This window comes from Rhizobium sp. LjRoot258 (assembly GCF_964254185.1).
Lineage (GTDB): Bacteria > Pseudomonadota > Alphaproteobacteria > Rhizobiales > Rhizobiaceae > Rhizobium.
Genome location: NZ_CAXUST020000001.1, coordinates 2,433,549 through 2,457,819 on the forward strand (window position 1 = coordinate 2,433,549; position 24,271 = coordinate 2,457,819).

General features: G+C 60.2%; 29 protein-coding genes. 20 read left to right on the top strand and 9 right to left on the bottom strand.

Annotated elements, in window-relative coordinates:
• Positions 1–66 precede the first annotated feature (66 nt).
• From ACSQ9D_RS12055 to ACSQ9D_RS12070, 4 genes are all read left to right on the top strand, one after another.
• Positions 67–1,164, top strand: coding sequence for a calcium:proton antiporter (locus ACSQ9D_RS12055; RefSeq protein ID WP_436282420.1), 1,098 nt, complete (start codon positions 67–69; stop codon positions 1,162–1,164).
• Between the two features lie 162 nt (positions 1,165–1,326).
• Complete coding sequence (locus tag ACSQ9D_RS12060; RefSeq protein WP_436282421.1) at positions 1,327–1,515, top strand: hypothetical protein; 189 nt, start codon at positions 1,327–1,329, stop codon at positions 1,513–1,515.
• The gene (locus tag ACSQ9D_RS12065; protein ID WP_436282422.1) at positions 1,508–1,852 is read left to right on the top strand and encodes a DUF1488 domain-containing protein; all 345 of its coding nucleotides are present in this window, start codon (positions 1,508–1,510) and stop codon (positions 1,850–1,852) included. The genes ACSQ9D_RS12060 and ACSQ9D_RS12065 overlap by 8 nt, the downstream gene beginning before the upstream one ends.
• Before the next feature lie 54 nt (positions 1,853–1,906).
• Positions 1,907–2,122, top strand: a complete 216-nt coding sequence (locus tag ACSQ9D_RS12070; RefSeq protein WP_436282423.1) for a hypothetical protein — start codon at positions 1,907–1,909, stop codon at positions 2,120–2,122.
• A 212-nt stretch (positions 2,123–2,334) separates the two neighbouring features.
• Here the strand turns inward: ACSQ9D_RS12070 and ACSQ9D_RS12075 are convergent, their stop codons facing one another.
• Together ACSQ9D_RS12075 and ACSQ9D_RS12080 are read right to left on the bottom strand one after the other, a co-directional pair.
• Positions 2,335–3,537 (bottom strand): pyridoxal phosphate-dependent aminotransferase, encoded by a 1,203-nt coding sequence (locus tag ACSQ9D_RS12075; protein WP_037118111.1) that lies wholly within the window; start codon positions 3,535–3,537, stop codon positions 2,335–2,337.
• Between the two features lie 54 nt (positions 3,538–3,591).
• Positions 3,592–3,891: a hypothetical protein gene (locus tag ACSQ9D_RS12080; protein WP_436282424.1), complete on the bottom strand. Its 300-nt coding sequence runs from the start codon at positions 3,889–3,891 to the stop codon at positions 3,592–3,594.
• 19 nt (positions 3,892–3,910) lie between these two features.
• Between ACSQ9D_RS12080 and ACSQ9D_RS12085 the strand changes: the two genes are divergently transcribed.
• From ACSQ9D_RS12085 to ACSQ9D_RS12095, 3 genes are read left to right on the top strand one after another with little or no spacing between them, the layout of a single operon-like run.
• Positions 3,911–6,247: a marine proteobacterial sortase target protein gene (locus tag ACSQ9D_RS12085; protein ID WP_436282425.1), complete on the top strand. Its 2,337-nt coding sequence runs from the start codon at positions 3,911–3,913 to the stop codon at positions 6,245–6,247.
• The gene (locus tag ACSQ9D_RS12090; RefSeq protein ID WP_436282426.1) at positions 6,244–7,026 is read left to right on the top strand and encodes a class GN sortase; all 783 of its coding nucleotides are present in this window, start codon (positions 6,244–6,246) and stop codon (positions 7,024–7,026) included. Before ACSQ9D_RS12085 ends, ACSQ9D_RS12090 begins: the two co-directional genes overlap by 4 nt.
• A gap of 56 nt (positions 7,027–7,082) precedes the next feature.
• Positions 7,083–8,231, top strand: a complete 1,149-nt coding sequence (locus ACSQ9D_RS12095) for a PQQ-dependent sugar dehydrogenase (protein ID WP_436282427.1) — start codon at positions 7,083–7,085, stop codon at positions 8,229–8,231.
• Positions 8,232–8,343: 112 nt separating this feature from the next.
• On the opposite strand, the gene ACSQ9D_RS12100 is transcribed toward ACSQ9D_RS12095, so the two are convergent.
• Positions 8,344–8,820: a DUF3052 domain-containing protein gene (locus tag ACSQ9D_RS12100; protein WP_436282428.1), complete on the bottom strand. Its 477-nt coding sequence runs from the start codon at positions 8,818–8,820 to the stop codon at positions 8,344–8,346.
• A 108-nt stretch (positions 8,821–8,928) separates the two neighbouring features.
• Here ACSQ9D_RS12100 and ACSQ9D_RS12105 point away from each other — a divergent pair, with 108 nt between their 5' ends.
• The 3 genes from ACSQ9D_RS12105 (at position 8,929) to ACSQ9D_RS12115 (ending at position 11,080) form a co-directional block, all read left to right on the top strand.
• The gene (locus ACSQ9D_RS12105) at positions 8,929–9,843 is read left to right on the top strand and encodes a DMT family transporter (protein WP_037118486.1); all 915 of its coding nucleotides are present in this window, start codon (positions 8,929–8,931) and stop codon (positions 9,841–9,843) included.
• A gap of 466 nt (positions 9,844–10,309) precedes the next feature.
• The gene (locus ACSQ9D_RS12110; protein WP_007534130.1) at positions 10,310–10,525 is read left to right on the top strand and encodes a cold-shock protein; all 216 of its coding nucleotides are present in this window, start codon (positions 10,310–10,312) and stop codon (positions 10,523–10,525) included.
• A 141-nt stretch (positions 10,526–10,666) separates the two neighbouring features.
• On the top strand, positions 10,667–11,080 hold the full coding sequence (locus ACSQ9D_RS12115; protein WP_037118115.1) for a BA14K family protein: 414 nt from the start codon (positions 10,667–10,669) through the stop codon (positions 11,078–11,080).
• A gap of 61 nt (positions 11,081–11,141) precedes the next feature.
• On the opposite strand, the gene ACSQ9D_RS12120 is transcribed toward ACSQ9D_RS12115, so the two are convergent.
• Positions 11,142–11,789 (bottom strand): MBL fold metallo-hydrolase, encoded by a 648-nt coding sequence (locus ACSQ9D_RS12120; RefSeq protein WP_436282429.1) that lies wholly within the window; start codon positions 11,787–11,789, stop codon positions 11,142–11,144.
• 241 nt (positions 11,790–12,030) lie between these two features.
• Between ACSQ9D_RS12120 and ACSQ9D_RS12125 the strand changes: the two genes are divergently transcribed.
• Both ACSQ9D_RS12125 and ACSQ9D_RS12130 read left to right on the top strand, forming a co-directional pair.
• Entirely contained in the window at positions 12,031–12,639 is a 609-nt protein-coding gene (locus ACSQ9D_RS12125; protein ID WP_436282430.1) for a DUF1236 domain-containing protein, read from the top strand.
• A 239-nt stretch (positions 12,640–12,878) separates the two neighbouring features.
• Positions 12,879–13,145 carry a hypothetical protein gene (locus ACSQ9D_RS12130; RefSeq protein ID WP_024313849.1) on the top strand — a complete coding sequence of 89 codons (267 nt, stop codon included), beginning with the start codon at positions 12,879–12,881 and terminating at the stop codon, positions 13,143–13,145.
• Positions 13,146–13,204: 59 nt separating this feature from the next.
• Here ACSQ9D_RS12130 and ACSQ9D_RS12135 read toward each other — a convergent pair whose 3' ends face one another.
• Positions 13,205–14,098, bottom strand: coding sequence for a branched-chain amino acid aminotransferase (locus ACSQ9D_RS12135; protein ID WP_436282431.1), 894 nt, complete (start codon positions 14,096–14,098; stop codon positions 13,205–13,207).
• A gap of 254 nt (positions 14,099–14,352) precedes the next feature.
• Between ACSQ9D_RS12135 and ACSQ9D_RS12140 the strand changes: the two genes are divergently transcribed.
• The 4 genes from ACSQ9D_RS12140 to ACSQ9D_RS12155 are packed head-to-tail and all read left to right on the top strand — an operon-like array spanning position 14,353 to position 17,550.
• Positions 14,353–14,850 carry a MarR family winged helix-turn-helix transcriptional regulator gene (locus ACSQ9D_RS12140; RefSeq protein WP_037118129.1) on the top strand — a complete coding sequence of 166 codons (498 nt, stop codon included), beginning with the start codon at positions 14,353–14,355 and terminating at the stop codon, positions 14,848–14,850.
• Positions 14,851–15,552: a response regulator gene (locus tag ACSQ9D_RS12145; protein WP_436282432.1), complete on the top strand. Its 702-nt coding sequence runs from the start codon at positions 14,851–14,853 to the stop codon at positions 15,550–15,552.
• 28 nt (positions 15,553–15,580) lie between these two features.
• Entirely contained in the window at positions 15,581–16,960 is a 1,380-nt protein-coding gene (locus ACSQ9D_RS12150) for an ATP-binding protein (RefSeq protein WP_436282433.1), read from the top strand.
• 8 nt (positions 16,961–16,968) lie between these two features.
• Positions 16,969–17,550 carry a DUF1349 domain-containing protein gene (locus ACSQ9D_RS12155; protein WP_436282434.1) on the top strand — a complete coding sequence of 194 codons (582 nt, stop codon included), beginning with the start codon at positions 16,969–16,971 and terminating at the stop codon, positions 17,548–17,550.
• Here ACSQ9D_RS12155 and ACSQ9D_RS12160 read toward each other — a convergent pair whose 3' ends face one another.
• The 4 genes from ACSQ9D_RS12160 to ACSQ9D_RS12175 form a co-directional block, all read right to left on the bottom strand.
• Positions 17,551–17,892 (bottom strand): tRNA-binding protein, encoded by a 342-nt coding sequence (locus tag ACSQ9D_RS12160; protein ID WP_436282435.1) that lies wholly within the window; start codon positions 17,890–17,892, stop codon positions 17,551–17,553. It abuts the gene before it with no gap.
• Positions 17,893–17,905: 13 nt separating this feature from the next.
• Entirely contained in the window at positions 17,906–18,724 is an 819-nt protein-coding gene (gene proC / locus ACSQ9D_RS12165; RefSeq protein WP_436282436.1) for a pyrroline-5-carboxylate reductase, read from the bottom strand.
• The gene (locus ACSQ9D_RS12170; protein ID WP_024313857.1) at positions 18,725–19,225 is read right to left on the bottom strand and encodes a YbjN domain-containing protein; all 501 of its coding nucleotides are present in this window, start codon (positions 19,223–19,225) and stop codon (positions 18,725–18,727) included. It lies immediately after the preceding gene.
• Positions 19,226–19,616: 391 nt separating this feature from the next.
• Positions 19,617–19,877: an accessory factor UbiK family protein gene (locus ACSQ9D_RS12175; protein WP_025581879.1), complete on the bottom strand. Its 261-nt coding sequence runs from the start codon at positions 19,875–19,877 to the stop codon at positions 19,617–19,619.
• Between the two features lie 298 nt (positions 19,878–20,175).
• On the opposite strand from ACSQ9D_RS12175, the gene lgt reads away from it, so the two are divergent.
• The 4 genes from lgt to ACSQ9D_RS12195 all read left to right on the top strand — a co-directional run bounded on the left by lgt (position 20,176) and on the right by ACSQ9D_RS12195 (position 24,229).
• Positions 20,176–21,057 carry a prolipoprotein diacylglyceryl transferase gene (lgt, locus tag ACSQ9D_RS12180; protein WP_436282437.1) on the top strand — a complete coding sequence of 294 codons (882 nt, stop codon included), beginning with the start codon at positions 20,176–20,178 and terminating at the stop codon, positions 21,055–21,057.
• A 24-nt stretch (positions 21,058–21,081) separates the two neighbouring features.
• Positions 21,082–22,182, top strand: coding sequence for a class I SAM-dependent methyltransferase (locus tag ACSQ9D_RS12185; protein ID WP_436282438.1), 1,101 nt, complete (start codon positions 21,082–21,084; stop codon positions 22,180–22,182).
• A 95-nt stretch (positions 22,183–22,277) separates the two neighbouring features.
• Positions 22,278–23,072, top strand: a complete 795-nt coding sequence (gene pgeF / locus ACSQ9D_RS12190; RefSeq protein WP_436282439.1) for a peptidoglycan editing factor PgeF — start codon at positions 22,278–22,280, stop codon at positions 23,070–23,072.
• Positions 23,073–23,077: 5 nt separating this feature from the next.
• Complete coding sequence (locus ACSQ9D_RS12195; protein ID WP_436282440.1) at positions 23,078–24,229, top strand: M24 family metallopeptidase; 1,152 nt, start codon at positions 23,078–23,080, stop codon at positions 24,227–24,229.
• Positions 24,230–24,271: the final 42 nt, after the last annotated feature.

Genomic DNA, 24,271 nt, shown 5'->3' on the forward strand with positions numbered 1-24,271 from the left:
CGCGCTTGCTTGCCATGCAAAATCATCGCTTTAGACTTGTCCGATGAATCAAGATCGGAGCTTTCCGTGGATATCGTGTCGCGACTGAAAGACGAAATGTTCTTGGTATTGGCGATGATGGTCGCGGCTGTCGCCTATATCTCGGAACATGCGGTTCTTGAGATGGGGCGCGGGATATCGCTGATTGCCGCAGCCCTCCTTGTCGCCACCATCGTCTTTGCCTCGGTTCGCGTCGCCCACCATGCGGAGAACCTGGCAATCAAGGTCGGCGACCCCTATGGCACGATGATCCTGACGCTGTCGGCCGTTGCCGTGGAGGTGATCATCCTGGCGATCATGATGAGTGGCGAAAGCTCCCCCACGCTCGTTCGCGACACGATCTACGCGGCCCTGATGCTCGACATCAACGGCATCCTTGGCCTTGCCGCCCTGCTCGGAGGCTTGAAGCACGGAGAGCAGCCATACAACGACAACTCGGGAAAGACCTATGGCGTTATGATCCTCACTGCCATGGGTATTTCGATGGTCGTCCCTGAATTCGTGCCGGCGGATAAGTGGCACTTCTACTCCGCCTTCACCATCCTGGCGATGATCGCCCTCTACGGCCTCTTCCTGCGCATGCAGGTCGGAAAGCACAGCTACTTCTTCAGCTATGCCTACCCTCGCAGCGAGCGTGCGAAGGCCGATCGGCAGCAGCACTCGCGCGAGGAGCCCACGGCCGCATCGATCGCCACGATCCTGATCGGCGTGGTCATCATCGGCCTCCTTGCAGAGTTCATGGCCACTTTCATGACGCAGGGCCTGCGCCACACCGGGGCTCCCGTTGCCCTGACCGCCATCGTCGTCGCAGCGATTTCCGCGGCGCCTGAAATCCTGACGGCGCTGCGTGCGGCGCTGCGCAACCGCATGCAGGCGACCGTCAACATCGCCATGGGCGCGTCGCTGTCGACTGTCATCCTCACGGTTCCGGTGATGGAGGCGATCGCCCTCTATACCGGCCAGCCCTTCATCATGGCCATGACACCGGTCCAGACCGTCATGGTGGCGATCACGCTGATTGCGGCTGCCATCAACCTCAACGACGGCGAAACAAATGCCATCGAAGGCATGACGCATTTCATCCTCTTCGCAACGTTCCTGATGCTGTCGGCATTGGGACTTTGAACACTGGGGAATCTGTCCGATCGTTCTGTCGCTACGGCCAGGAGATCGCACCTTGCAATTCGTATGCGTGCACACCATGTCCATGGTATCGGCAGCATCTGAAACGGGCGCTGCCCTGTGCGGACGATCAGAAGCGTTCCAGCCCCAACAAAGGAGGACAGCATGTCTTCCGCCTCCAGTAGACAGTTCGTGGAAAATGCGACGTGGGAGTTTCTGCGCTTCCGCTACGGGACTTCTCTGATCAGATCGACCCCGGCAATTGCAACGCGCATCGGCACCAGGCAGCGGCTGAGTGTGTCTTCGCAGGAAATCGAAACTGCCCTGGCCAAGGATGCCAGCACCGGTGAGTGATGCTGCCGGCAGACCGCGCGACGGCGATCTTGCCGACAACGCGATCCAACAGAAGAACACGAGGCGCAATATGGCAATCGCATTTCCCAACCGCGCCAGAAGCTATGACGAAACCGCCAGGCGCATCCGCTTCCTCGGCCATGATGGTATGTTCGAGATTCGTTTCTCGATGGATATTGACGTGCTGACGAAGGGACCTTGCCCGACTGCAACATCGGAACGCGACTATCTCGCGGGATTTGACGGGCTTCGAACCCGAATTCTCGATGTCGCCAAACGCGTCTACGGTTCAAAACGACAAAATTCGATCATCCTGAAACTGACGGATTTCAGGTAGCGGATTACACCAAAGCCCCTATCGAAAACCAACCCTGAAACGAGGATCCACCGCATGCATGAACCATGGAGCAAAAGCCGCGAACGCGCAGAAGCGGCGTTCGGCTTGACTCAGACACAGATGTTGTCGCGCACGCAGGAGGCCTTGAAAATCGACGCCGTCGCTACCGCCAGAAATGAGAAGACTGCTCGACTGAGAGCGATGCGCCTTGAGCAAGAAGCGCACGCGCGGGCCGAAAAATCTCCCCCTGCAACGCCGATCAAGGAATGACCGAGGGCCACCTGCGGCGCATTTTTTACGTTGGTTTGGTCGAAGCGATCGCACCGGATCGGGCAAGAGCCTCGCCTTGCGCTACGAGGTGCGGAACATGGCGCTCCTCGCTTTGAATTCGGTAGATCTTTGATCCCAGCCGGTTGGCAAAGTCCGACCAATAAAAAAACCCGCCATCCGGCGGGTTTTTTCGCATTTTGTTCCTGAACTGCTTACTTGCAGGCGCCGCAGAAACGCTGGATGCGCTTGCAGGCTTCCTCAAGCAGCGCTTCCGAGGTCGCATAGGAGATGCGGAAGTTCGGGCCAAGGCCGAAAGCCGAGCCGTGAACGACGGCGACACCTTCGCTTTCAAGCAACTCGGACACGAAGTCCTCGTCCGTCTCGATAACCTTGCCAGAGGGTGCGGTCTTGCCGATCAGGCCGGCGCAGGATGGATAGACGTAGAACGCGCCTTCCGGCGACGGGCATGTGATGCCCTTGGCCTGGTTCAGCATCGACACGACGAGATCGCGGCGGCCTTCGAAGATCTTCTTGTTCTGAGGGATGAAGTCCTGCGTGCCGTTCAGCGCTTCGACGGCAGCCCACTGGGCGATCGACGTCGCGCCCGAGGTCTGCTGACCCTGGATCATGTCCATCGCCTTGATGAGCTGGATCGGACCTGCCGCATAGCCGATACGCCAGCCGGTCATCGCATAGGCCTTGGAGACGCCGTTCATCGTCAGCGTGCGATCGTAAAGCTTCGGCTCGACTTCGACAGGCGTGACGAACTTGAAGTCGCCATAGGTCAGATGCTCGTACATGTCGTCGGTCAGCACCCAGACATGCGGATGCTTGAGCAGCACGTCCGTCAGTGCCTTGAGTTCGGCATGCGTATAGGCAGCGCCCGACGGGTTGGACGGCGAGTTGAAGACGAACCACTTCGTCTTCGGCGTGATCGCCTTGTCGAGATCGGCCGCCTGGAGCTTGAAGTTGTTTTCCTGCGTCGCCGAAACGATGACAGGCGTACCGCCGCACAGCGCCACCATCTCCGGATAGGATACCCAGTAAGGCGCTGGAATGACGACCTCGTCGCCCGGGTTCAGGGTCGCCATGAAGGCGTTGAAAAGGATCTGCTTGCCGCCGGTGCCGACGATCGTCTGTTCCCAGGAGTATTCCAGGCCGTTCTCGCGCTTGAACTTCGCGGCGATCGCCTTGCGCAGTTCCGCAATGCCGGAGACCGGCGTGTACTTCGTCTCGCCGCGATTGATCGCGTCGATGGCTGCCTGCTTGATATTGTCTGGCGTATCGAAGTCCGGCTCACCCGCACCGAGGCCGATCACATCGCGTCCTTTCGCTTTCAGCTCGCGCGCTTTCTGGGAAACGGCGATGGTGGCTGAAGGCTTCACACGGGAAAGAGCATCGGCAAGAAAGGCCATGATATCGGTCCTATACGGTTGATTTGGGCAGAAAGCCGGGACCGGAGTTCTGCGCTAAGCTCTATGTCCAATGTAAGCAGGCATTTCAAGCGCAAAGGCGTGATGGTGCCAATGATTCTTCGTGATCAGTCGGCTCACGTGATTGTCGAACCGCGACATCGCCCAAGCGGCCCGATGAATCATTTTGCGAAGCGCTTGAACCGGTTTCTGAAGAGAGCCCGATTTACGCCCTGAAATCAAAAACTTCGCCTTTTTCAGGCTTTGCCACGAATTGGCCGCAACAAATGCCGCGGCACGCCGCAATTCGGTCGCGAGCGCGCCGAGATCGAAGCCGCATCTTGGTGCATCCGACATTGGTTAGTGAGGGCATACCATGTTTCTGGAAGACGAGTTCGTCATAAGGCGCGTTCGCGCCAGTCGCGTATCCATCTCATTGCTGGTTGCATTCGTGGCTTTCGCCGCGTCGATTCTTATGACGTTCGGGCTCGTCACGACGGTTTACGCCGAAGAAAGCCAGCAGAAGGTCGAGCAGCTCGCCGGCCTCGTGCGGCCAAACGACGTCAACAGCGGCTCCCTCCTCTTTCCCGCCAAGGAGCCCGGCTTCTTCGTCGAGGCACCGCGCCTGAAGACCGATGTGCAGATGGATGTCTCCGGCCCCATCGCGCGCGTCAAGGTCACGCAGCGTTTCCAGAACCCAAGCAAGGGCTGGGTCGAGGGCACCTACGTCTTTCCGCTGCCTGAGAATTCCGCCGTCGACGTGCTGAAGATGCAGATCGGCGAGCGCTTCATCGAGGGCCAGATCAAGCCGCGTCAGGAAGCACGCGAGATCTACGAACAGGCCAAGGCGGAAGGTAAGAAGGCAGCTCTTCTCGAGCAGCAGCGGCCCACCATCTTCACCAACCAGGTCGCCAACATCGGCCCCGGCGAAACGATTGTCGTGCAGATCGAATACCAGCAGGCCGTCCACCAATCCGGCGGCGCGTTCTCTCTACGCTTCCCGATGGTCGTCGCCCCCCGCTACAATCCGGCGCCAATCGTCCAGAGCGTGGAGTTCAACAACGGCGCAGGCTTCGCACTTGCGAACGATCCGGTGGAAAATCGCGAGCAGATCGGGGCTCCCCTTCTCGATCCGCGCGACAACGCCAAGATCAACCCGGTTGCGATCACCGTCAATCTGAAGGCCGGCTTCCCGCTTAGCGACGTGACATCCTCCTTCCACGACGTCGACATCAAAGAGGACGGAGGCCAGAACCGCATGATCTCGTTGAAGGGCGAGAGCGTTCCGGCAGACAAGGACTTCGAACTCACCTGGAGGGCTGCGCCCGGCAAGACGCCAAGTGCCGGGCTTTTCCGTGAAGTCGTCAACGGCAAGGCCTACCTGCTCGCCTTCGTCACACCGCCGGCAACGCCCGATGCATCGTCGCCCGCAGCCAAGCGTGAGGTCGTCTTCGTCATCGACAATTCCGGCTCCATGTCCGGCCCGTCGATCGAGCAGGCCAAGGAAAGCTTGGCGCTTGCCATCTCGAAGCTCAATCCCGACGACCGCTTCAACGTCATCCGCTTCGACGACACGATGACCGACTACTTCAACGGCCTCGTTGCAGCCGCGCCCGACAATCGCGAGAAGGCCATTGCCTACGTTCGCGGATTGACCGCCGACGGCGGCACCGAAATGCTGCCCGCATTGCAGGATGCGCTGCGCAACCAGGGCACCGTCGAAAACGGCGCGCTTCGCCAGGTCGTGTTCCTGACGGATGGCGCGATCGGCAATGAACAGCAGTTGTTTGCCGAGATCAGCCAGAACCGTGGCGACGCTCGCGTCTTCACCGTCGGCATCGGCTCGGCACCGAACTCCTATTTCATGACCAAGGCCGCCGAGATCGGCCGCGGTACGTTCACCCAGATCGGCTCTGCCGACCAGGTCGCTGGCCGCATGGGCGAGCTTTTCGCGAAGCTTCAGAACCCGGCCATGACCGACATCGCGGCAACCTTCGAAGGCGTCAAGGCGGAGGATATCACCCCGAGCCCGATGCCTGACCTCTACACGGGCGAGCCCGTCGTCCTGACCGCCGAACTGCCGGAAGAAAAACCCGCCGGCAAGCTCCAGATCATAGGCAAGACCGGCGTTCAGCCCTGGCGCGTCGATATGGATATCGCCAATGCCGCTGACGGCCAGGGAATTTCGAAGCTCTGGGCCCGTCGCAAGATCGACGACCTCGAAGCCCGCGCCTACGAACGCGAGGACCGAGCATCCCTCGACAAGGACATCGAGACGGTGGCGCTCGCCCATCACCTCGTCTCGCGGGTGACCAGCCTCGTCGCAGTCGACGTCACGCCGTCGCGTCCTGCCGGCGAGCCGCTTGGCTCGGCAAAGCTGCCGCTCAACCTCCCTGACGGTTGGGATTTCGAGAAGGTCGGCGGCGAGGAAGTCCGGCCCGCACCTGCCAGCGCGCCCGATCACGCGATGGCAACGCCCCAGCAGGAATTTGCGCAGCTGGCAGCATCGCGTATGGCTGCTGCCCCGACGGCGAAAGCAGCCGGGTTGATTGCCCAGAAGTCCGCGTCGGTAAAGCTGCCGCAAACGGCAACACGTGCTGACGAAAAGATTGTCCGCGGCATTGTCATGCTTCTGGCTGCACTGTTGGCGGCAAGCGGGCTTGCCGTCTGGCGCCGGCGCGTGCGCGGCGTCCTTGCAGGAGCAAAACCATGACGCCCGCCCGCTCAAGACCAGGAGTTCGAAACCAGGAAGTGGACGAGTTCGGCCCGCTTCCGACCTACCTCGAGCTCGCCATGGCAACGGCTGCGGCGAGCGCCTATGATGCAGCCCCCGAGCGCGAAAACCGCTCGCTCCTACCCAGTCTCTCGATCGTCGAGAAGGCAATTGCCGTCAGCATCGCCGTCCTGGCTCTGTACGGAGCAGCGCTGGTCGCCGATGGACTCTACATCAAGGCCAAGGCGGAATTGTCACAGATCCTCCTGAAGCGAGCCTTTGCCGCCGAACTCCGCGGCGAAGACGCCAAGCCCTGGCCCTGGGCGGATTTCACGACCGAGGCGGAGGTGACTGCGCCGCGCCTCGGCAAGCATGCCATCGTCCTGTCCGGCGCCTCTGGCGAGGCTCTGGCCTTCGGTCCCGCCTGGCTCGCCAATACGCCCCAGCCCGGCGATGAGGGAACCGCCGTCATCGCGGCCCATCGCGACACGCATTTCCGCTGGCTGAAGGATGTCAAACCGGGCGACGAAATCGAGATCACACGTCGCGACGGCAAGGTCCTGACCTTCAAGGCGGGCGAAGGCCGCATCGTGCCATGGGATCAGAGCGGGATCGACCCGGCAGCGCAAGGTCGCCATCTCGTGCTTGCGACCTGCTGGCCTTTCGGCGCGACGGAACGCGGCCCGCTGCGCTATATCGTCGAAGCCGACCTCGTCGAGCCGCAAACGACCGGCGCGATACCATCGACAAACACAAAGCCGTTATCCCGAGCCGAATGAGGTTGAAGCGCTGTGTCCGACGCTCCACGTTGATCAGGAAGGCAATGGGACGGACCATGCGGATACTTGCAAAGCTTCACGTCGGCTTCTTTCTGGCAGCCGCGGTCTTGGCCGCCTCCCAAGGCTTGGCGGCCGATACGGTCCAGACGAAGACGGTCGAAGTTCAGGTCGATAAGATCGCGACCGGGCTCGAGCATCCCTGGGCCGTGGAGGTTCTTCCCGACGGTTCTTATCTCGTCACCGAGCGACCGGGGCGCCTGCGCATAATCCGTGACGGCAAGCTCTCCGGTCCCATTGCCGGCGTACCCAAGGTCAGTGCCCGCGGCCAAGGCGGCCTGATGGATGTTGCGCTCGCACCCGATTTCGCAACGAGCCGCAAGATATTCCTCACTGCTGCCATAAGGGCCAAGGGCGGTTCCGGCACCGAGGCCTTCAGCGCCACGCTGTCAAAGGACGGAACCAGGCTCGACGACGTCAAATCCATCTTTGCGATGAAGCGCTTCACCGGTGGCAATATCCAGTACGGTTCCCGCATCGCCTTCGCCAGGGACGGCTCGCTGTTCATCAGCATTGGAGACCGCGGCGACAGGGATCGCTCCCAGGACTGGAAGGACGATGCCGGCTCCATCATTCACATCAACGCTGATGGCAGTATTCCTGATGACAATCCTTTCAAGGACGGCGCCAAGGCGCTTGCGGAAATCTGGTCGAAAGGCCATCGCAATCCGCAGGGCATCGCCTTCGATGCCGCCGACGGCAAGCTCTATACGGTTGAGCACGGCGCCCGCGGCGGTGATGAGATCAACGAGATCGAGCCCGGCAAGAACTATGGCTGGCCGATCATCACCTATGGCCGTGATTATTCCGGCGCCGAGATCGGCGAAGGCACGGCCAAGGAAGGACTTGAGCAACCTCTTTATTATTGGGACCCGTCCATAGCGCCGGGAGCGCTCGTCATTTACCGCGGCAAGATGTTCCCCGAATGGGATGGCAATTTTCTTGTCGCGGCGCTGAAGTTCCAACTGCTTTCGCGTATGCAGCGCGACGATGGCGGAGCCTTCGTCGCCGAGGAGCGGCTATTCGACGGCTCCTATGGCCGCATGCGTGATGTGATCGTCGCGCCTGACGGCGCCCTTTTGATCCTCACGGATGAAGACGATGGTGCGTTGCTCAGGGTGTCGCGAGCACCGGCGGACAATGGCTGATGGGAAGCCTAAAGCATGTCTCCCGAAGGCGGGAACCGGCTTCGGGCCAAACACATGCGTGAAAACAAGGAACGAAAGCGCGACAAGCGAATCTCAAAGATCGCGCCGTGCTTTAGAGACCGGTGCGCAGTTCTTTTCGGATCATGAACTTTAGCCCGGACCACGTCTCGTCTATTGCGCAGACTTTTACGTCAACCAGCCCCAAAGGCAGAAAAATCGATCGCAGCACGTCTTCGGTGATTGTTGTCGGCATCCGCGCGGCTTTCTTGGGCCAGGAAATCCAGAGCATCCCGCCGGGCCTGACAACGCCGGACAAAGCCTGCGCCATATCTTCCAGAACTGGTCGGCGGGTTTCGAACACGTGCACATAGTCGAAGCGACGCTCGATCACTTCAGGGACAGCAGTTTCGACAGAGGAGAAATGGCGAAATCCTCGTAACTCAGCAATGTCAGGCACGCCGACCAGCAGTGCCGCTCGCCCTTCCTTGAGGCCAAGCTTTCGCGTGAGCGAACTGCCGGCGTACGAAGCCGGCGCAAGCGGAGCCTTTTCCTCGCGTTCCAGGGGCAATGAAACCGCTTTCGTCGTCATCCGTTTTTGCTCTCATGCATGACGCCTCGCGACAGTCTTGACCCTTGCTCCAACGAAAGGCAACTGCTAACGCTCGGCCACACCCCCTCTGCCGGCATCGAGGACGACATGACGCGCATTCAGGCGAACCTTCTTTTGTTGCTTGCAGCTGCCATCTGGGGTGGCGGCTTTGTCGCGCAGTCGACGGCAATGAAGGCGATCGGTCCGTTCTGGTTCATTGGCCTGCGCTTCATGATCGCTGCGGTGGCGGTTCTGCCGTTCATGCTGCTTGAGGCCCGCAAGGCGCCGGTCAAGACCGCGCCGCGCCACCTCAAGCTCTACCTGCTTACAGGACTTGCACTGTTTGGCGGCGCCACGACGCAGCAGATCGGCCTGCAGACGACGACGGTGACGAATTCCAGCTTCATCACCGGCCTCTACGTCGTGATCGTGCCATTGATCGCCGTTGTCTTCCTGCGCCGCTCTCCGCACTGGATCATCTGGCCCGGTGCGATCATGGCCGTATCCGGCATCTACTTGCTATCGGGCGGACAGCTGTCGGCACTGACGACGGGTGACCTGCTGACCGTCGTTTGCGCAATCTTCTGGGCCGGCCAGATCACACTGGCTGGCACCACGGTATCTCAAACCGGCCGTCCGCTTGCTCTTTCGGCCGCTCAGTTTGCCGTTACCGGCGCCTGCGCGCTCGCCGTTGCGGTCGTTATGGAGCCGATCAGCTGGGCGGCGGTATGGGCTGCGGCCCCGGAAATCCTCTATGTCGGGATCTTCTCCTCGGGTGTCGCCTTCTCGCTTCAGATCATTGGCCAGCGCTACACGACGCCATCGCAGGCAGCCATCTTCCTGTCTTCTGAAGCGCTCTTCGGCGCGTCGCTCGGCGCCCTGCTGCTTGGTGAAACCATGCCGCCGCTCGGCTACGCCGGCTGCGCACTGATGTTCACCGCCATGCTTCTGGTTGAAGTGGTGCCCGAAATAGCGCGCCGCCGCGGTTCGGGCAGACTGAAACCGAGCCCAAATTTGGGTTGAACGTCTGGAAAAGAAAAAAACTTTAGCTGTTGCGCAGTCGCGTTAACGTTGCATTTTTGGCAAAATCTGCTCCCAAACTATATTGCCAACAATATAAAGCGGGCATCCACGGCTGCTGACGAATGAAATTTTGCTCCGCGAGCGCAAAAATCCGGCCTGAAGCCACCCGCCGGCACAAACGCGTTAAAAAACTTTTGCTTGCCAAAATTTAATAATCGCAGCACTCTCACCGTGTTCGGGCATTTTGCGAGCATGGGAAGTCCTTTAAGAATGTGCGCGCCGGAGACGCTAATATTCCGGTCAGCCAGTTCCGAGAAAGCGGGCGTCAGTCCCGTGGTGAGCTTGGTTGTGCTAGAGGGGACCTTTTTCTCACATTTCAATAATTGCCTGCCAACGTCTCCGCGAGGAGGCATTATCAGTGATGCTGCCCGTGTGGATGGCGGGCGGAGATAAAAGGACCTGACGCATGGCCGAGACTGGCACTGTAAAATTCTTCAACACCGACAAAGGCTTTGGCTTCATCAAGCCGGACAAGGGCGGCGCCGACATCTTTGTACACATTTCTGCCGTTCAGGCTTCTGGCTTGGCCGGACTGACGGAGAATCAGAAGGTTAGCTTCGACACGGAGCCGGACCGCCGCGGCAAGGGCCCCAAGGCTGTCAACCTGCAGATCGCAGGCTGAGCCTCCAGCCAACGCTGTCAATTCGAGTTGAAGCCCGGCAGCGATGCCGGGTTTTGTCATTCAGCCTGTATTCAGATCGCGGCCCTTACCTTGCCATCATCAAGGTGCAGAACCGGAATCGGTTAAAACAGGGAAAGACAAATGAACAGGCTTGCGAAGACCCTCCTTTTGACGGCAACCGCTGCTGCCCTCACGGTATCATCGATCGGCGTTGCTTCGGCTGGTGATTGGCATCGTCATCACCACGGCGATGACGCGCTTGTTGGCGGCGCTGTCGGCCTTGCAACTGGTCTGATCGTCGGCTCTGCCATCGCCAGCGCGCCGCGTTATGATGAGCCGCGCTATATCGATCCGCCGGTCTATGAGCCGGAATACGAAGCAGTGCCGGTCTATCGCGCGCCCCCGCCCCGTTACTATCGTCCGGTCGCTGCCGAGGTCGAGCCTTGGACTCCGCAGTGGGAACGCTACTGCTCCTATCGCTACCGGTCGTTTGATCCGCGCAGCGGCACGTTTATCGGCAATGACGGCCGCAGCCACTTCTGCGACGCCGGCTGATCTCTGAACGCATGATCAAACACCAAGCGCCGCCACTCAGCGGCGCTTTTGTTTTTGGCGCTCAGAGCCGCTGCAGGAAGGGATTGCTGCGTCGCTCGTCACCGATCCGGCTGCCCGGCCCGTGCCCGCAAATAAAACCAACGTCATCGCCCAGCGGAAAAACCTTGTCGCGGATCGAACCGAGCAGTTGCTGGTGATTGCCACCTGGCAGATCCGTCCGACCGATGGAACCGTTGAAGAGTACGTCGCCCAGATGGGCGAAGCCTTGCGCGCGATTGAAGTAGATGACATGGCCGGGCGCGTGGCCCGGTGTGTGATACACCTCGAACTCGTGCGTGCCGAAAGAAACCTTGTCGCCATCCTTCAGCCAGCGATCCGGAACGACGTTCTGCATGCCCGGTGGCAGGCCGTACTTCTGCGCCTGCGCCTCAATCCGCTGCAACAGTGGAAGATCGTCCTCGTGCGGGCCAACGATATCGATGCCCAAGGCTTCCTTGAGCTCCTTGGCACCACCGGCATGGTCAAGATGGCCGTGCGTCAGCCAGATCGCCTTGATGTCGAGCGCGTTCGCCGTGATGGCCTCAAGGATCGCCGGCACGTCACCACCGGGATCGACCACGACGCCTTCCTTGGTCTCCGGATCGAAGAGGATCGTGCAGTTCTGCTGAAAGGGTGTCACCGGAATAATGCCGGCCTGGAGCATGCCCATGAGTGCCTCGCTTGTCTCTGTCCCCTGTCCCTATAGTCCGAAACTGCGCCGCGCGCAGCCCGCGATTTTGTTGAACGCAGCGTCAGGCCATGACTGTCAATGGCTCCTCCATTTGAGTTTCGGCCACCAGCCGCGCTGGAATTTAACACATCGATACAATCGTTTACCGGCGAAACCCACCGCAGGGGAACCTCGCCATCAGCCAAACGTTACTTGGCTGTAGAAGACAAGGAGAAACGAGATGACCCTGAAGCGAAATCTGTTCCTGGCTGGCGCGATCGTCGTGGGAAGCGCCGGTCTTGCCCAGGCGGACATGGCTGCCACGGCCATCAACGATCTGAACGTTCGTGCTGGCCCTGGTCCGCAGTACCCTTCCCTCGGCATAGCGACGCGCGGTTCCCAGGCAATTCTGGACGGCTGCATCCAGGCAAGCCGCTGGTGCCGGGTTGACGTCAATGGCGTCCGGGGCTGGGTCTATGCCGAGTATCTGCAAGTTCAACAGGGTGGCAACAGCGTCATCGTCGAGCAGCACCAAGTCGATCTCGGCATTCCTGTTGTGACCTACGAGACGACGGCAAGCGTCGCTCCCGACCCGGCCCCAGGCGACGAGTTGCTGGGACCGGTTGGTTCTGTCGAGGCCATCAGCCCGCCTGAGACGGTCACGACCTATGTTCAAACCAATCCGGCTGAGACGGTCCGCCTGCGCGGTGATGTCGTCGTCGGTGCAGCGGTGCCGGACGATGTGACATTTCAGGAAGTTCCGGACTATCAGTATCGATATGTCCGCATCAACGATCGGCCGGTCCTTGTGGATCCCGCTACCCGTCGCATTGTTTACGTCTACAACTGACTTTGACACACAACATGGAAAAGGCGCCTTCGGGCGCCTTTTTGTTCCAAGCGCAGCGTGGAAAACTTTCACGCATGGGTTGCTCTCCATTCCACTCTACATTCAATCATGATAAAATACTGAAATTCAGACGATATCCCTGCTCCCGGTCGGACGTCGGATCGCCTGTATGGCTGGCTATCCTTTCGGACCGCGCAGCTGGCAGTGGCGTTTTGAGGAAACGCAAAAGGAGGGAAATCGTGGAAGCCTTATTGCCCATCATCACACAAGTGATAGCAGGGGCCGTCGGCGGCAATGTCGCAAGCGGCGCACTGAAGCAGGTTGCAATCAATGCCGTTGCCCGCACGATCGCCGGCGCAATCGGCGGCATTGGTGGCGGCATGCTTCTCAGCATGGTCGGCGGCGAAGCTGCAATGAGCGGCCTGATTGCCGACGGAATCGGCGGCCTGATCGGTGGCGGCATCCTGTCGACGATCGTAGGCGCAGTAGCCGCTCGCGCAAGGTAGACAGCGCATCGAAAAACGGCCGAGCTCGCGAGGAACTCGGCCGCTCCTGCTGGTAAAGATCACTCGGCCGCTGCAGCCGCCGCCGGGTATACTTCTTTTATGTAGTCGTTCATCAGCGTTTCGCTGATCGTCGCCGGGGTGAATTGATGCGGGCCGATTTCCGAGACCGGCGTCACCTCTGCCGCAGAGCCCGTCAGGAAGCACTCGCTGAAATCCGCAAGCTCCTCCGGCATGATGGCGCGCTCGATCACCTCGATACCGCGACGCTTGGCGAGCTCGATCACTGTCTGTCGGGTGATGCCGTTCAGGAAGCAATCCGGCGTCGGCGTATGGATGACGCCATCCTTGACGAAGAAGATATTTGCCCCCGTCGCTTCCGCCACCTGGCCACGATAGTCGAGCATCATGGCATCGGCATACCCCTTGGCTTCGGCCGCATGCTTTGAAATGGTGCAGATCATGTAGAGCCCCGCAGCCTTCGAGGCGCACGGCGCCGTCTTCGGATCGGGCCGGCGATATTCGGCAATGTCGAGCCGGATGCCCTTCAGCTTCTCTGCCGGATTGAAATAGCTCCCCCATTGCCAAATGGCGATCGCGACGTTGATGCGGTTCGATTGAGCCGACACGCCCATCATCTCGCTACCGCGCCAGGCAATCGGGCGGACATAGGCATCGGAGAAGCCCTGGCGCTTCAGGAGCTCGATCGTCGCCGCATCCAGTTCGGCAACCGAATAAGGCACCTTGAAGCCGAGGATCTGCGCGGACTCGTGCAGGCGCTGGCTATGTTCCGTGAGCTTAAAAACCCTACCGCCGTAGGCGCGCTCCCCCTCGAATACCGCGCTTGCGTAGTGGAGCCCATGGGTCAGCACGTGGATCTTTGCGTCTTTCCACGGCACGAATGCACCGTTGAACCAGATTTCGCCATCCAATTGATCAAAGGGAACTGAAGCCATTTCTCACTCCTCCGGCGCCCGCACGCCATTGCTGTTGATTGTTGTCCCCAATACGTTTTATCCACTCATGCAGGGGAAAATTACGCATTGTAGTGAAGTTTGCGAAGTCAGGCCAAATTTCCATGGGAGATGGCGTCCTCTTCCGGCTTCGCAACGCTTGGGGACGCTAGCAACGGCGCAGAGATACGTCAACAATGCTGACATATTTTTTGCGAGCTTCCCGCAAGGTGCGCAACAAGAAAGGAAATGCCAAATTGGCACGCCAGACGAGCCCGAAGGCGGGCAAGCCCGAACCGCTGAAGATGCCGATGGAAAACACGGAAACCATCGATTTCGAGATCATCGAGCTTCTGTTTTTCTCCTATCGTGACTTCGTTTCCGATCCCGACGCCATTCTTGCGGAGATCGGTTTCGGGCGGGCGCACCACCGTGTCGTTCACTTTGTTAACCGCAACCCCGGTATGACGGTTGCCGATCTGCTGGATACATTGAAGATTACCAAGCAGAGTCTCGCAAGAGTGCTCAAACAACTCATCGATTCGGGGTATATTCGCCAGATTGCAGGTCCTGAAGACAGGCGGCAGCGCAAGCTCTATCCTACCAAGATGGGGCGCGAGCTGGCCCTTGCTCTGGCAGAGCCGCAATCGCGCCGTATTGAGAGAGCATTCGACGGGGCTTCTCCTGCGGTACGGGAAGGCATAAAGGCCTTTCTGAGGGGTATGCGGAACAGACAAAACGCGAAAGCAGACTGAATGGCGACAAAGACAGTGATTTCGGACGACGCTGCGCACTTGCTTGTTGTGGACGACGACACGCGTATCCGTGCCCTTTTGAACCGCTATTTGACCGAGAACGGGTTCAGGGTGACGGTCGCCGCGGACGGCGCGGAAGCGCAGCGCAAGCTTGCCGGACTGGACTTCGACCTCATCATCATGGACGTCATGATGCCAGGCGATTCCGGGATCGACGTGACCAGGGATCTGCGCACGATCAAGAACGTGCCGATCATCATGCTGACGGCACTGGCGGAGGCGGGCAGTCGCATCGCCGGACTGGAGGCTGGCGCCGACGACTATCTGGCCAAGCCCTTCGACCCGCGCGAACTCGTGCTGCGCGTCAACAACATCCTGCGCCGCAATGTTTCGAACGATGCGCCGAAGATCGAACAGGTGATGTTCGGACCATATACCTTCTCGCTGACGCGCAAGGAGCTGAAGAAGGCCTCCGAAGTGGTCCGGTTGACGGATCGCGAGCAGGAAATCATGCTGCTGTTTGCAAAGCGCGCCGGCGACACCATTCCGCGGCACGAGCTCATCGGCAACGATGTCGATGTCGGCGAGCGCACCATCGATGTGCAGATCAACCGCCTGCGACGCAAGATCGAAGACGATCCCGCAAATCCGGTCTGGCTGCAGACGGTTCGTGGTATAGGATACCGGTTGAGCATCGATTGACAGTCGCAACCCCAGGACCAGCGACCAAATGGTGACATTCGACTCCCTTCGGCGCGAGGACCGCCCGCCCGCCCGCGGCTGGCGGTGGATGTTCCGCAGATTACGGCTCTATCTGCCGACCGGCCTCTACGTCCGCTCGCTTCTCATCATCATCATCCCGATGTTGCTGCTCCAGTCCGTCGTCGCGGCCTTGTTCATGGAACGCCACTGGCAAATGGTGACACAGCGCCTCTCTGCTGCGGTCACACGCGACATTGCAGCGGTCATCCAGATCATCGAGACCTATCCACAGGATACGGATTACAGCGAGGTCGCTCGCATAGCACGCGACCAGCTGGGCCTGCAGATCTCGATCGAACCGGACGGCGATCTGCCGCCACCACGCACCAAGCCCTTTTTCTCAATCCTTGATGGCATCCTGAGCGACGAGATCAGCGACCAGGTCAAACGCCCGTTCTGGATCGACACGCTGGGCGATTCCAATCTCGTCGAGATCCGCATCAAGCTCGAAGACAAGATCCTTCGGGTGCTGGCAAGACGCAACTCGACCTACGCCTCCAACACCCACATCTTCATCGTCTGGATGGTCGGTGCGTCGCTGGTGCTGATCGGTATCTCGATCCTCTTCCTGCGGGGACAGATCCGGCCGATCCTTGCGCTTGCAAACGCAGCGGAAAGCTTCGGCAAGGGCCAGAAGGCTGACAACTTCCACCCGCGCGGTGCAGACGAGGTTCGCCGCGCAGGCCTCGCCTTCATTCTGATGCGCGAGCGCATCGAGCGGCAGATGGAGCAGCGCACCGCGATGCTGACCGGAGTGAGCCACGATCTGCGCACGATTCTGACCCGCTTCAAGCTGCAGCTGGCGCTGGCCGGCGACAATCCCGACCTGCACGGCCTGAACGACGACGTCAATGACATGCAATCGATGCTCGAGGCTTACATGGCCTTCGCGCGAAGCGAGGTCGAAGAAGACGTCGGCGAAATGAAGCTCAGCGACCTCTTTGCAAAGCTTGAGACCGATTTCGAACTTCACGAGGGCAAGACACTCAAATACTCCATAGAGGGCGAGGACGGTATTGCGGTGCGTCCAAACGCCTTCACGCGCCTTGTGACGAACCTCGCCTCGAATGCTCGCCGCTACGCCAGCACCCTCGACGTCAACGCCAAACACAGCGCCAAGTGGCTGACGATCACCTTTGACGACGATGGTCCGGGTATTCCCGAGAAGAACCGCGAGGATGTCTTCAAGCCATTCTTCCGGCTCGATGAAGCGCGCAATCTCGATGCCTCGGGCACCGGCCTCGGCCTTGCCATTGCCCGCGACATCGCCCGAAGCCACGGCGGCAACGTCACGCTCGGCGACAGCCCTCTGGGCGGTCTGCGGGCGATCGTCCGCCTCCCGGCTTGAAAAAACAGATGATGATCGACACGGCGCGAATGACATGGCTGAACCCGCCGCCTCGCTGCAACGAGCGCAACGGCTGCCTGCATGTCTGGTCCGGACCGAAGACGGACTTCTGGCAAGGAACCTATTATGGCTTTCACCGTGACGACGGGCATTTCCTGCATCAGCCGAGAGAAGGCGACTTCACGGCCGAACTATCCTTCTCCGCACGCTATGAGGAACTCTACGACCAGGCCGGCATGATGGTTCGTGCCGACGCGACGCATTGGATGAAATGCGGGATCGAATATACCGATGCAGCAATGCACTTCAGCGTCGTCGTGACCAACGGCAACTCCGACTGGTCAGCCTTTCGGCTCGACGATGCATTCGAGCGCATGGGCGTGCGGGTGACGCGAACCGGCGATGCTTTGTTCATTCAATACAGAACGGACCGCATGGAGGACTGGCGCATGGCGCGGCTTGCTTGGTTCGACCCGGCATTTGTGGAGGTTGCCGTCGGCCCGGCATTCTGCTCGCCGCAACGCGCCGGCTTTGAAGCCGTATTCCATGCTTTCTCGCTGAGCAACCCGCTGTCGCGCGATATCCACTGATCACATAAGCTTCTTGCCGTTCGCCACTGGCTTGTCCGTTGCCGCAAGAACGATCGCGCCGGCTTCGTCCTCGAAGCCGAGCGTCAGGACTTCCGAGCGAACCGGGCCGATCTGTCGTGGCGGAAAGTTGACCACACCGAGAACCTGCCGACCGATCAGGCTCTCGGGCGTATAGTGAACGGTGATCTGGGCCGATGATGTCTTGAGGCCGATTTCCGCCCCGAAGTCGATCAACAGTTTGAAGGCCGGCTTTCGCGCTTGCGGGAACGGGCTTGCCTCGACAATCGTCCCGACGCGGATGTCGACACGCTCGAAGTCGGCATAGGTGATTTCGTCAGCCATGTCAGAGATGTCCTCAGCCGGCAAGCTCTTTGGCACGCTTGCGTGCTGCCGCAAGGGCCTTGTCGAAAAGTGGCTGCATTCCGTCCTTTGCCATAAGGACGGAAAGCGCGGCAGCCGTCGTGCCGCCCGGCGAGGTCACGTTCTGGCGCAACCGCGCGGCGTCGTCGGGGGACTGGTGCAAAAGCTCACCAGCCCCCGCGACAGTTTCCCGTGCAAGACGCATGGCAAGGTCCGCCTGCAGGCCAAGTTTACGGCCTGCCTCTGCCATACACTCGACGAGATAGAACACATAGGCCGGTCCGCTTCCCGACAGGGCCGTGACGGCATCGATGTCGGCTTCGGTTGGAACCCACTCGACCGGACCGGATACACGCAACAGAGAATGGACTTGCTCGCGCTGCGCATCTGTGACGCGCGCATTGGCAAACGCACCGGTAACGCCGCGCCCGACCATGGCCGGCGTATTCGGCATGGCGCGCACCATCGCAGCCTCGCCGAGATGCTTTTCAAGGAACGACAGTGTCTTGCCAGCGGCAACGGACACGACGACGGTCTGCGCTCCGACCGTTGCCTTGACCGGCGCCAGCACGGCATCCATGACCTGCGGCTTGACCGCAAGGAAAAGAACGCCTGCCGTCAACCCTGCCGGAGCAAAGGTGACGTGCGTCACGCCGGCATCGTTGATCGTCTGCACCATCTGCTCCGACGGGCTGGGATCGATGACGACGACAGAGGAACCGGCCACGCCGCTCTTGAGCCAGCCGGAGAGCATCGCGCCCCCCATGTTGCCGGCACCGACGAGAACGACAGGACCTGAAGATACGGATGACATTTACGCCTCGCCGACCGTTTCGAAGAGAACCGCTTCCATCGCGCGGTTCGCCTCCATACCGGACCAGATCACGAACTGGAAGGCCTGATAATACGCCTCGCAAGTGTCGAGTGCACTCGCCAGCAGAACCTCGACCTGTCGATTGGTCGGCTCGGCACCACCGGCAAGCAGCAAGGACTGGCGGAAAATGATGACATCTTCCTGGCGCCAGAGGTCGAAGTGTCCCATCAGCACCTGACCATTGATCGCGGCCAGGAGCTTGGTGACTTCGTTGACACGCTGTTCGGGAACCCTGACGTCGAAGGCGCAGCCTAGGTGCAGCGCCTCAAACTCTTCCATCCAGGAAAAGGAAACGTGGTAGTCGGTCCACTTCCCTTCAACCGTCATCGCAATCTCGTCATCGCCCGACCGCTCGAAAGACCAGTCGTTATTGGCGGCGACGTACTCGATCATATCGACCGGGTTCGACTGACGCTCGACTTCCAATTCCATGAGGCTCATGCAGCACCTTCTTGACCGGAGTGAATGCGAACCAACTTCGTCAACGAGACACAAGGAGAACACACGCAACAGCCGGAACCACCAACCTGATGACCGTTGAACCGCTACCAGACTTAACGCAGTCAAACCTGCCTGGAGCTTACCAACTGCTTCGAATCATCATTTAAAATCAGTGTATAACGGGCTCGGCGACGCGCCAGCCCCTCACAGCCGTTTTAGGGAACGGCACTGTGGAAAGCTTTTCGGGTTTCCATTCAGAAGGAGGGTTTAAATGACTCTGCCCATTGATCTTTTTGGCAGTGTCCACAGGTGGATAACGACACCCGGTTTTTCAGTCGCAGCCGCGGCGTGTCTCATAAAGGTCACACCACGGCCTGTGTCACAACGGGAATTATTTGCCCTTGGCTGCAAGCTTCGCTTCAAGGGCGGCGATCCGGGCAAGGAGGGCGTCGTTTTCATCGCGCGCCTTGATCGCCATTTCACGCACGACCTCGAATTCCTCGCGCTTGACGACATCGAGAGTATTGAGCCAGCGCTCCGCCTGCGCATTGAAGGCTGTCTCGATCTCCTTGCGCACACCCTGGGCCGCGCCGGCGGCATCCGTCATCAGCTTGGCGAACTCGTCCATGATGCGGTTTGCTCCAGTCGTCATGGCGCTCTTCTCCCTTTACAACATACAACTTACGGCCTTCGGGGCCCTTCAAGCTTCGGGGCCCTTCAAGAATGAGGTAGGGCTTCGCCGCTAAGGATGCAAGCGCTTTGCTCTGGATAAGCCTGCCCGTGCGCCGCGATCGCCAACAATCGACTTGACCGTTTCTGATACCAGCGCCATCTTCCGCCCACATCGAGCTTGGCGCGCCTTCAGAAAGTCGCAAAGGACGCCTTGAACTGAACTGCGTTGACGTCCGACCGGCCACGCCGTAGGGCTCACGCCAGCGAATGGGAAACCCTTGCCGACAGCAGCCAATCTCCTGGCGATCATGCCCTTCCCCGAGATCGACCCGATCGCCTTTTCGCTCGGCCCCCTCTCCATTCACTGGTACGGACTTGCCTATGTCGCCGGCATCATGCTCGGCTGGTACTATGCGCGTCTGATCGCCGGCAACGACACGCTATGGCCAGGCAATGTTTCCCCGATCACCAAGGTGCAACTCGACGATTTCATCATCTGGGTCGCTCTCGGCATCGTTCTCGGCGGGCGCATCGGCTACATCCTGTTTTACGACATGCCGGCCGTGATCGAGAGCCCGATCCGGGCCATCCAGATATGGAACGGCGGCATGTCGTTCCACGGCGGACTGACGGGCACCACCATCGCGATGATCATCTTCGCACGTCGCAACGCCATACCGATCTGGAGCCTGTTCGACATCGTCTCGGCGGTCGTCCCGATCGGCCTGTTCTGCGGCCGTATCGCCAACTTCGTCAACGGTGAGCTGTGGGGTCGCCTGACGGATGTGCCGTGGGGCATGGTTTTCTGCAATCAGTACATTGAGAAGACCAACGGCTACTGCCCTGGCGGCGACTTTGTTCGCCATCCCAGCCAGCTCTATGAGGCTGGTCTGGAGGGCATCGTGCTCCTCTTGGTTCTCGCCGTTCTGATCTACGGCTTGCGCGCCCTGAAGGCGCCGGGCTTCGTCACCGGCGTCTTCGTCTGCGGCTACGCGCTTTCTCGTATTTTCGTCGAATTCTTCCGCGAACCGGATGCCCAGCTGGGCTACCTTGTGGGCACCAATTGGCTCACCATGGGCATGGTGCTTTCCACGCCGATGGTTCTGCTGGGAATCTGGGCCATGCTTCGGGCCCGCCGTCAGGCTGCCTTGCAGCACTGAACGCAGCCGGACAGGAGGGTATCGATGAGCACCGCGCTCGGTGAGAAGATCAAGGCGATCATCCAGGCAAACGGCCCGATCAGCGTCACGGACTTTTTCTCGCTGTGCCTGGCCGATCCCGAACACGGTTACTACAGGACCCGCGAGCCTTTCGGGCGCTCGGGCGACTTCGTGACCGCGCCGGAGGTGAGCCAGCTTTTTGGCGAGATGATCGGCGTCTTCATCGTCCACGCCTGGCAGCGACACGGGACGCCTGGAGGTGTGCGTCTTGTCGAGATCGGCCCCGGTCGCGGCACCATGATGTCGGATATGCTGCGCGTCATTTCCCGCATAGCACCGCCGCTCTTTGAGGACATGACGGTGCATCTCGTCGAAACGAGCCAGCGTCTGCGCGACATCCAGCAGGAAACGCTTGCGTCGTATGGCGACAAGGTCAGCTGGCATCAAGGTTTCGACGACGTGACGCCGGGTTTTTCGCTCGTCGCGGCGAACGAATTGTTCGATGCCATTCCGATCCGTCAGTTCGTGAAGACGACGACAGGGTTCCGCGAGCGCATGGTCGGCGTCGACGCAGACGGTGAACTGGCCTTCGGCGTTGGGGTTGCAGGGATCGATCCCGGCCTTCTGCCCTGGCCCGAAGAGGATGTGCTCCCGGGAACGCTGTTTGAAATCTCGTCGGGTCGCCAGTCGGTGATGGCAGCGATCTGCGATCGGCTGAAGGAGTATGGGGGAACGGCTGTCGCCATCGACTACGGGCACCTCGTCAGTGGCTACGGCGATACGCTGCAGGCGGTGCGCATGCATGAGTATGACCCGCCGCTCGCACATCCGGGCGAAGCGGACCTTACGAGCCACGTCGATTTCCAGGCGCTGGCGCAGGCCGCCACCTTAGCTGGCGTCCACCTCAACGGCATGCTTCACCAGGGCGATTTTCTTGTCGGCCTCGGCATTCTCGATCGCGCAGCGGCGCTTGGCCGAGACCGGGAAGCACACACGCGCCAGATTATCCAAACCGCCGTCGATCGACTGGCCGGCGAAGGCGAAGGGCGCATGGGCGAACTCTTCAAGGTCATGGCGGTCTCTCACCCGGCCGTGGATTTGATGCCCTTCCGTCCAGCGGATTGACAGAAGAAGCGCCGCTGGGCCAACATCCGCTGCAACGCCGGGCTTGGCCGTCCGAAAATGGCGCATAAGCAGTTCAAGCAATCTTGGAAGTTTTAATGACACAAAGAGCATCTCCGGCACCGATCCAAAGCACGCTGCTGAAAGAGACAACCGGTGACGCGATCCTCCATGGCTATTTCACGCGGGAAGGCGGCGTTTCGGACGGCATCTATCGCGGCCTGAATGTTGGCCTCGGCTCGAACGACGAGCGCGAGAAGGTTCAGGAGAACCGCCGCCGCGTGGCAAACTGGTTTGAGTTGCCTGTCGAGCGTCTCGCTACCGTGCACCAGGTCCACTCTCCCGATGTGGTCATCGTAGACAAGGACTATGACGGATCCCGCCCAGCAGCAGATGCGATGGTAACGGCAACCCCCGGCATAGCGCTTGGTGTTCTGGCAGCCGACTGCGGACCCATCCTTTTCGCCGACGCGACGAACGGTGTCATCGGTGCCGCTCATGCCGGTTGGAAAGGCGTCCTAACCGGCGTGTTGGAGAACACGATCGACGCTATGGTCCGACTTGGCGCGAAGCGGGAGGCAATCGTTTCCTGCCTCGGGCCATCGATCAGCCAGGCGAGCTACGAGGTCGGCCCGGAATTCGTGGAGCGCTTTGTCACACAGGATCCATCTTACGAGCGCTACTTCCTGTCTTCAGGAAAGCCCGGGCACGCGATGTTCGACCTGCCGGCCCTGACCGTCGATCGGCTGCGCGTCGCCGGTGTCCGCGCAGAGACCCTGGGGATCTGCACCTATCCCGACACCGAGCGTTTCTTCTCCTATCGCCGGACCACACATAACAAGGAGCCGGACTACGGCCGGCAAATTTCTGCAATCGCAATCAGGGAGATTTAAGCGGCATGGCCCTGCACTTCGACAGACCCGAATTCGCCGTCCGTCTCGCACGTCTGACCGACAGGATGCGCGAAGAAAAGCTGGACGCCCTGCTGCTCTTTGCGCAGGAAAGCATGTACTGGCTGACGGGCTACGACAGCTTCGGCTACTGCTTCTTCCAGACGCTTGTCGTCAAGGCCGACGGAACAATGGCCTTGATCACGCGCTCCGCCGACCTGCGCCAGGCCAAGCACACCTCTATCCTGGAAAATGTCCAAATCTGGGTCGACCGCGTCAATGCCGACCCGACCGTCGACCTCAGGAACCTTTTGGTCGAGATGGACCTGCTCGGCGCCAGGATCGGCGTCGAGTACGATACCCATGGCATGACGGGCCGCGTTGGCCGGATGCTCGATGCGCAGTTGACGTCGTTCGGACAGATTGTCGACGCCTCCTATCTCGTCAGCCGCCTGAGATTGATCAAAAGCCCGGCCGAAGTCGCGTATGTCGAGCGCGCGGCCGCCCTGGCCGACGATGCGCTCGATGCGGCGCTGGCGCTGACCAAGCCCGGTGCGGACGAAGCCGACATTCTGGCCGCGATGCAGGGCGCCGTCTTTGCCGGTGGCGGCGACTACCCTGCGAACGAATTCATCATTGGCTCCGCCGAGGACGCCCTGCTCTGCCGCTACAAGGCCGGCCGCCGCAAGCTCGATGCGAACGATCAGCTGACGCTCGAATGGGCGGGCGCGTACGCGCACTACCATGTGGCCATGATGCGTACCATCGTCATCGGCGAACCGAACTATCGCCACCGGGAACTCTACAATGCCTGCTTCGAGACGATCCAGGCGATCGAGACCGTCCTCAAGCCGGGCCATAGTTTCGGCGATGTTTTCGATATGCACGCGAAAATCATGGATGAACGAGGCCTTTCCCGCCACCGTCTCAATGCCTGCGGCTACTCTCTGGGCGCCCGTTTCTCGCCGTCCTGGATGGAGCATCAGATGTTCCACGTCGGAAATCCGCAGCCGATCGAGCCGAACATGTCGCTCTTCGTGCACATGATCATCATGGATTCCGACACGGGAACGGCGATGACCCTCGGGCAGACCTATCTGACGACCGACGACGTGCCCCGCGCCCTTTCGCGCCACGTTCTCGACTTCATCAACGTCTGACGCAAACCATTGCTGGCAAGAATCCGGAATTGACACAGACCG

Excerpts from the sequence above, each read along its gene's own strand:
- ACSQ9D_RS12060 (WP_436282421.1), top strand. The coding sequence starts at position 1,327 with ATGTCTTCCGCCTCCAGTAGACAGTTCGTGGAAAATGCGACGTGGGAG.
- ACSQ9D_RS12070 (WP_436282423.1), top strand. The coding sequence starts at position 1,907 with ATGCATGAACCATGGAGCAAAAGCCGCGAACGCGCAGAAGCGGCGTTC.
- ACSQ9D_RS12075 (WP_037118111.1), bottom strand. The coding sequence starts at position 3,537 with ATGGCCTTTCTTGCCGATGCTCTTTCCCGTGTGAAGCCTTCAGCCACC.
- ACSQ9D_RS12080 (WP_436282424.1), bottom strand. The coding sequence starts at position 3,891 with ATGTCGGATGCACCAAGATGCGGCTTCGATCTCGGCGCGCTCGCGACC.
- ACSQ9D_RS12085 (WP_436282425.1), top strand. The coding sequence starts at position 3,911 with ATGTTTCTGGAAGACGAGTTCGTCATAAGGCGCGTTCGCGCCAGTCGC.
- ACSQ9D_RS12090 (WP_436282426.1), top strand. The coding sequence starts at position 6,244 with ATGACGCCCGCCCGCTCAAGACCAGGAGTTCGAAACCAGGAAGTGGAC.
- ACSQ9D_RS12095 (WP_436282427.1), top strand. The coding sequence starts at position 7,083 with ATGCGGATACTTGCAAAGCTTCACGTCGGCTTCTTTCTGGCAGCCGCG.
- ACSQ9D_RS12100 (WP_436282428.1), bottom strand. The coding sequence starts at position 8,820 with ATGACGACGAAAGCGGTTTCATTGCCCCTGGAACGCGAGGAAAAGGCT.
- ACSQ9D_RS12105 (WP_037118486.1), top strand. The coding sequence starts at position 8,929 with ATGACGCGCATTCAGGCGAACCTTCTTTTGTTGCTTGCAGCTGCCATC.
- ACSQ9D_RS12110 (WP_007534130.1), top strand. The coding sequence starts at position 10,310 with ATGGCCGAGACTGGCACTGTAAAATTCTTCAACACCGACAAAGGCTTT.
- ACSQ9D_RS12115 (WP_037118115.1), top strand. The coding sequence starts at position 10,667 with ATGAACAGGCTTGCGAAGACCCTCCTTTTGACGGCAACCGCTGCTGCC.
- ACSQ9D_RS12120 (WP_436282429.1), bottom strand. The coding sequence starts at position 11,789 with ATGGGCATGCTCCAGGCCGGCATTATTCCGGTGACACCCTTTCAGCAG.
- ACSQ9D_RS12125 (WP_436282430.1), top strand. The coding sequence starts at position 12,031 with ATGACCCTGAAGCGAAATCTGTTCCTGGCTGGCGCGATCGTCGTGGGA.
- ACSQ9D_RS12135 (WP_436282431.1), bottom strand. The coding sequence starts at position 14,098 with ATGGCTTCAGTTCCCTTTGATCAATTGGATGGCGAAATCTGGTTCAAC.
- ACSQ9D_RS12145 (WP_436282432.1), top strand. The coding sequence starts at position 14,851 with ATGGCGACAAAGACAGTGATTTCGGACGACGCTGCGCACTTGCTTGTT.
- ACSQ9D_RS12150 (WP_436282433.1), top strand. The coding sequence starts at position 15,581 with ATGGTGACATTCGACTCCCTTCGGCGCGAGGACCGCCCGCCCGCCCGC.
- ACSQ9D_RS12155 (WP_436282434.1), top strand. The coding sequence starts at position 16,969 with ATGATGATCGACACGGCGCGAATGACATGGCTGAACCCGCCGCCTCGC.
- ACSQ9D_RS12160 (WP_436282435.1), bottom strand. The coding sequence starts at position 17,892 with ATGGCTGACGAAATCACCTATGCCGACTTCGAGCGTGTCGACATCCGC.
- proC (WP_436282436.1), bottom strand. The coding sequence starts at position 18,724 with ATGTCATCCGTATCTTCAGGTCCTGTCGTTCTCGTCGGTGCCGGCAAC.
- ACSQ9D_RS12170 (WP_024313857.1), bottom strand. The coding sequence starts at position 19,225 with ATGAGCCTCATGGAATTGGAAGTCGAGCGTCAGTCGAACCCGGTCGAT.
- ACSQ9D_RS12175 (WP_025581879.1), bottom strand. The coding sequence starts at position 19,877 with ATGACGACTGGAGCAAACCGCATCATGGACGAGTTCGCCAAGCTGATG.
- ACSQ9D_RS12185 (WP_436282438.1), top strand. The coding sequence starts at position 21,082 with ATGAGCACCGCGCTCGGTGAGAAGATCAAGGCGATCATCCAGGCAAAC.
- pgeF (WP_436282439.1), top strand. The coding sequence starts at position 22,278 with ATGACACAAAGAGCATCTCCGGCACCGATCCAAAGCACGCTGCTGAAA.
- ACSQ9D_RS12195 (WP_436282440.1), top strand. The coding sequence starts at position 23,078 with ATGGCCCTGCACTTCGACAGACCCGAATTCGCCGTCCGTCTCGCACGT.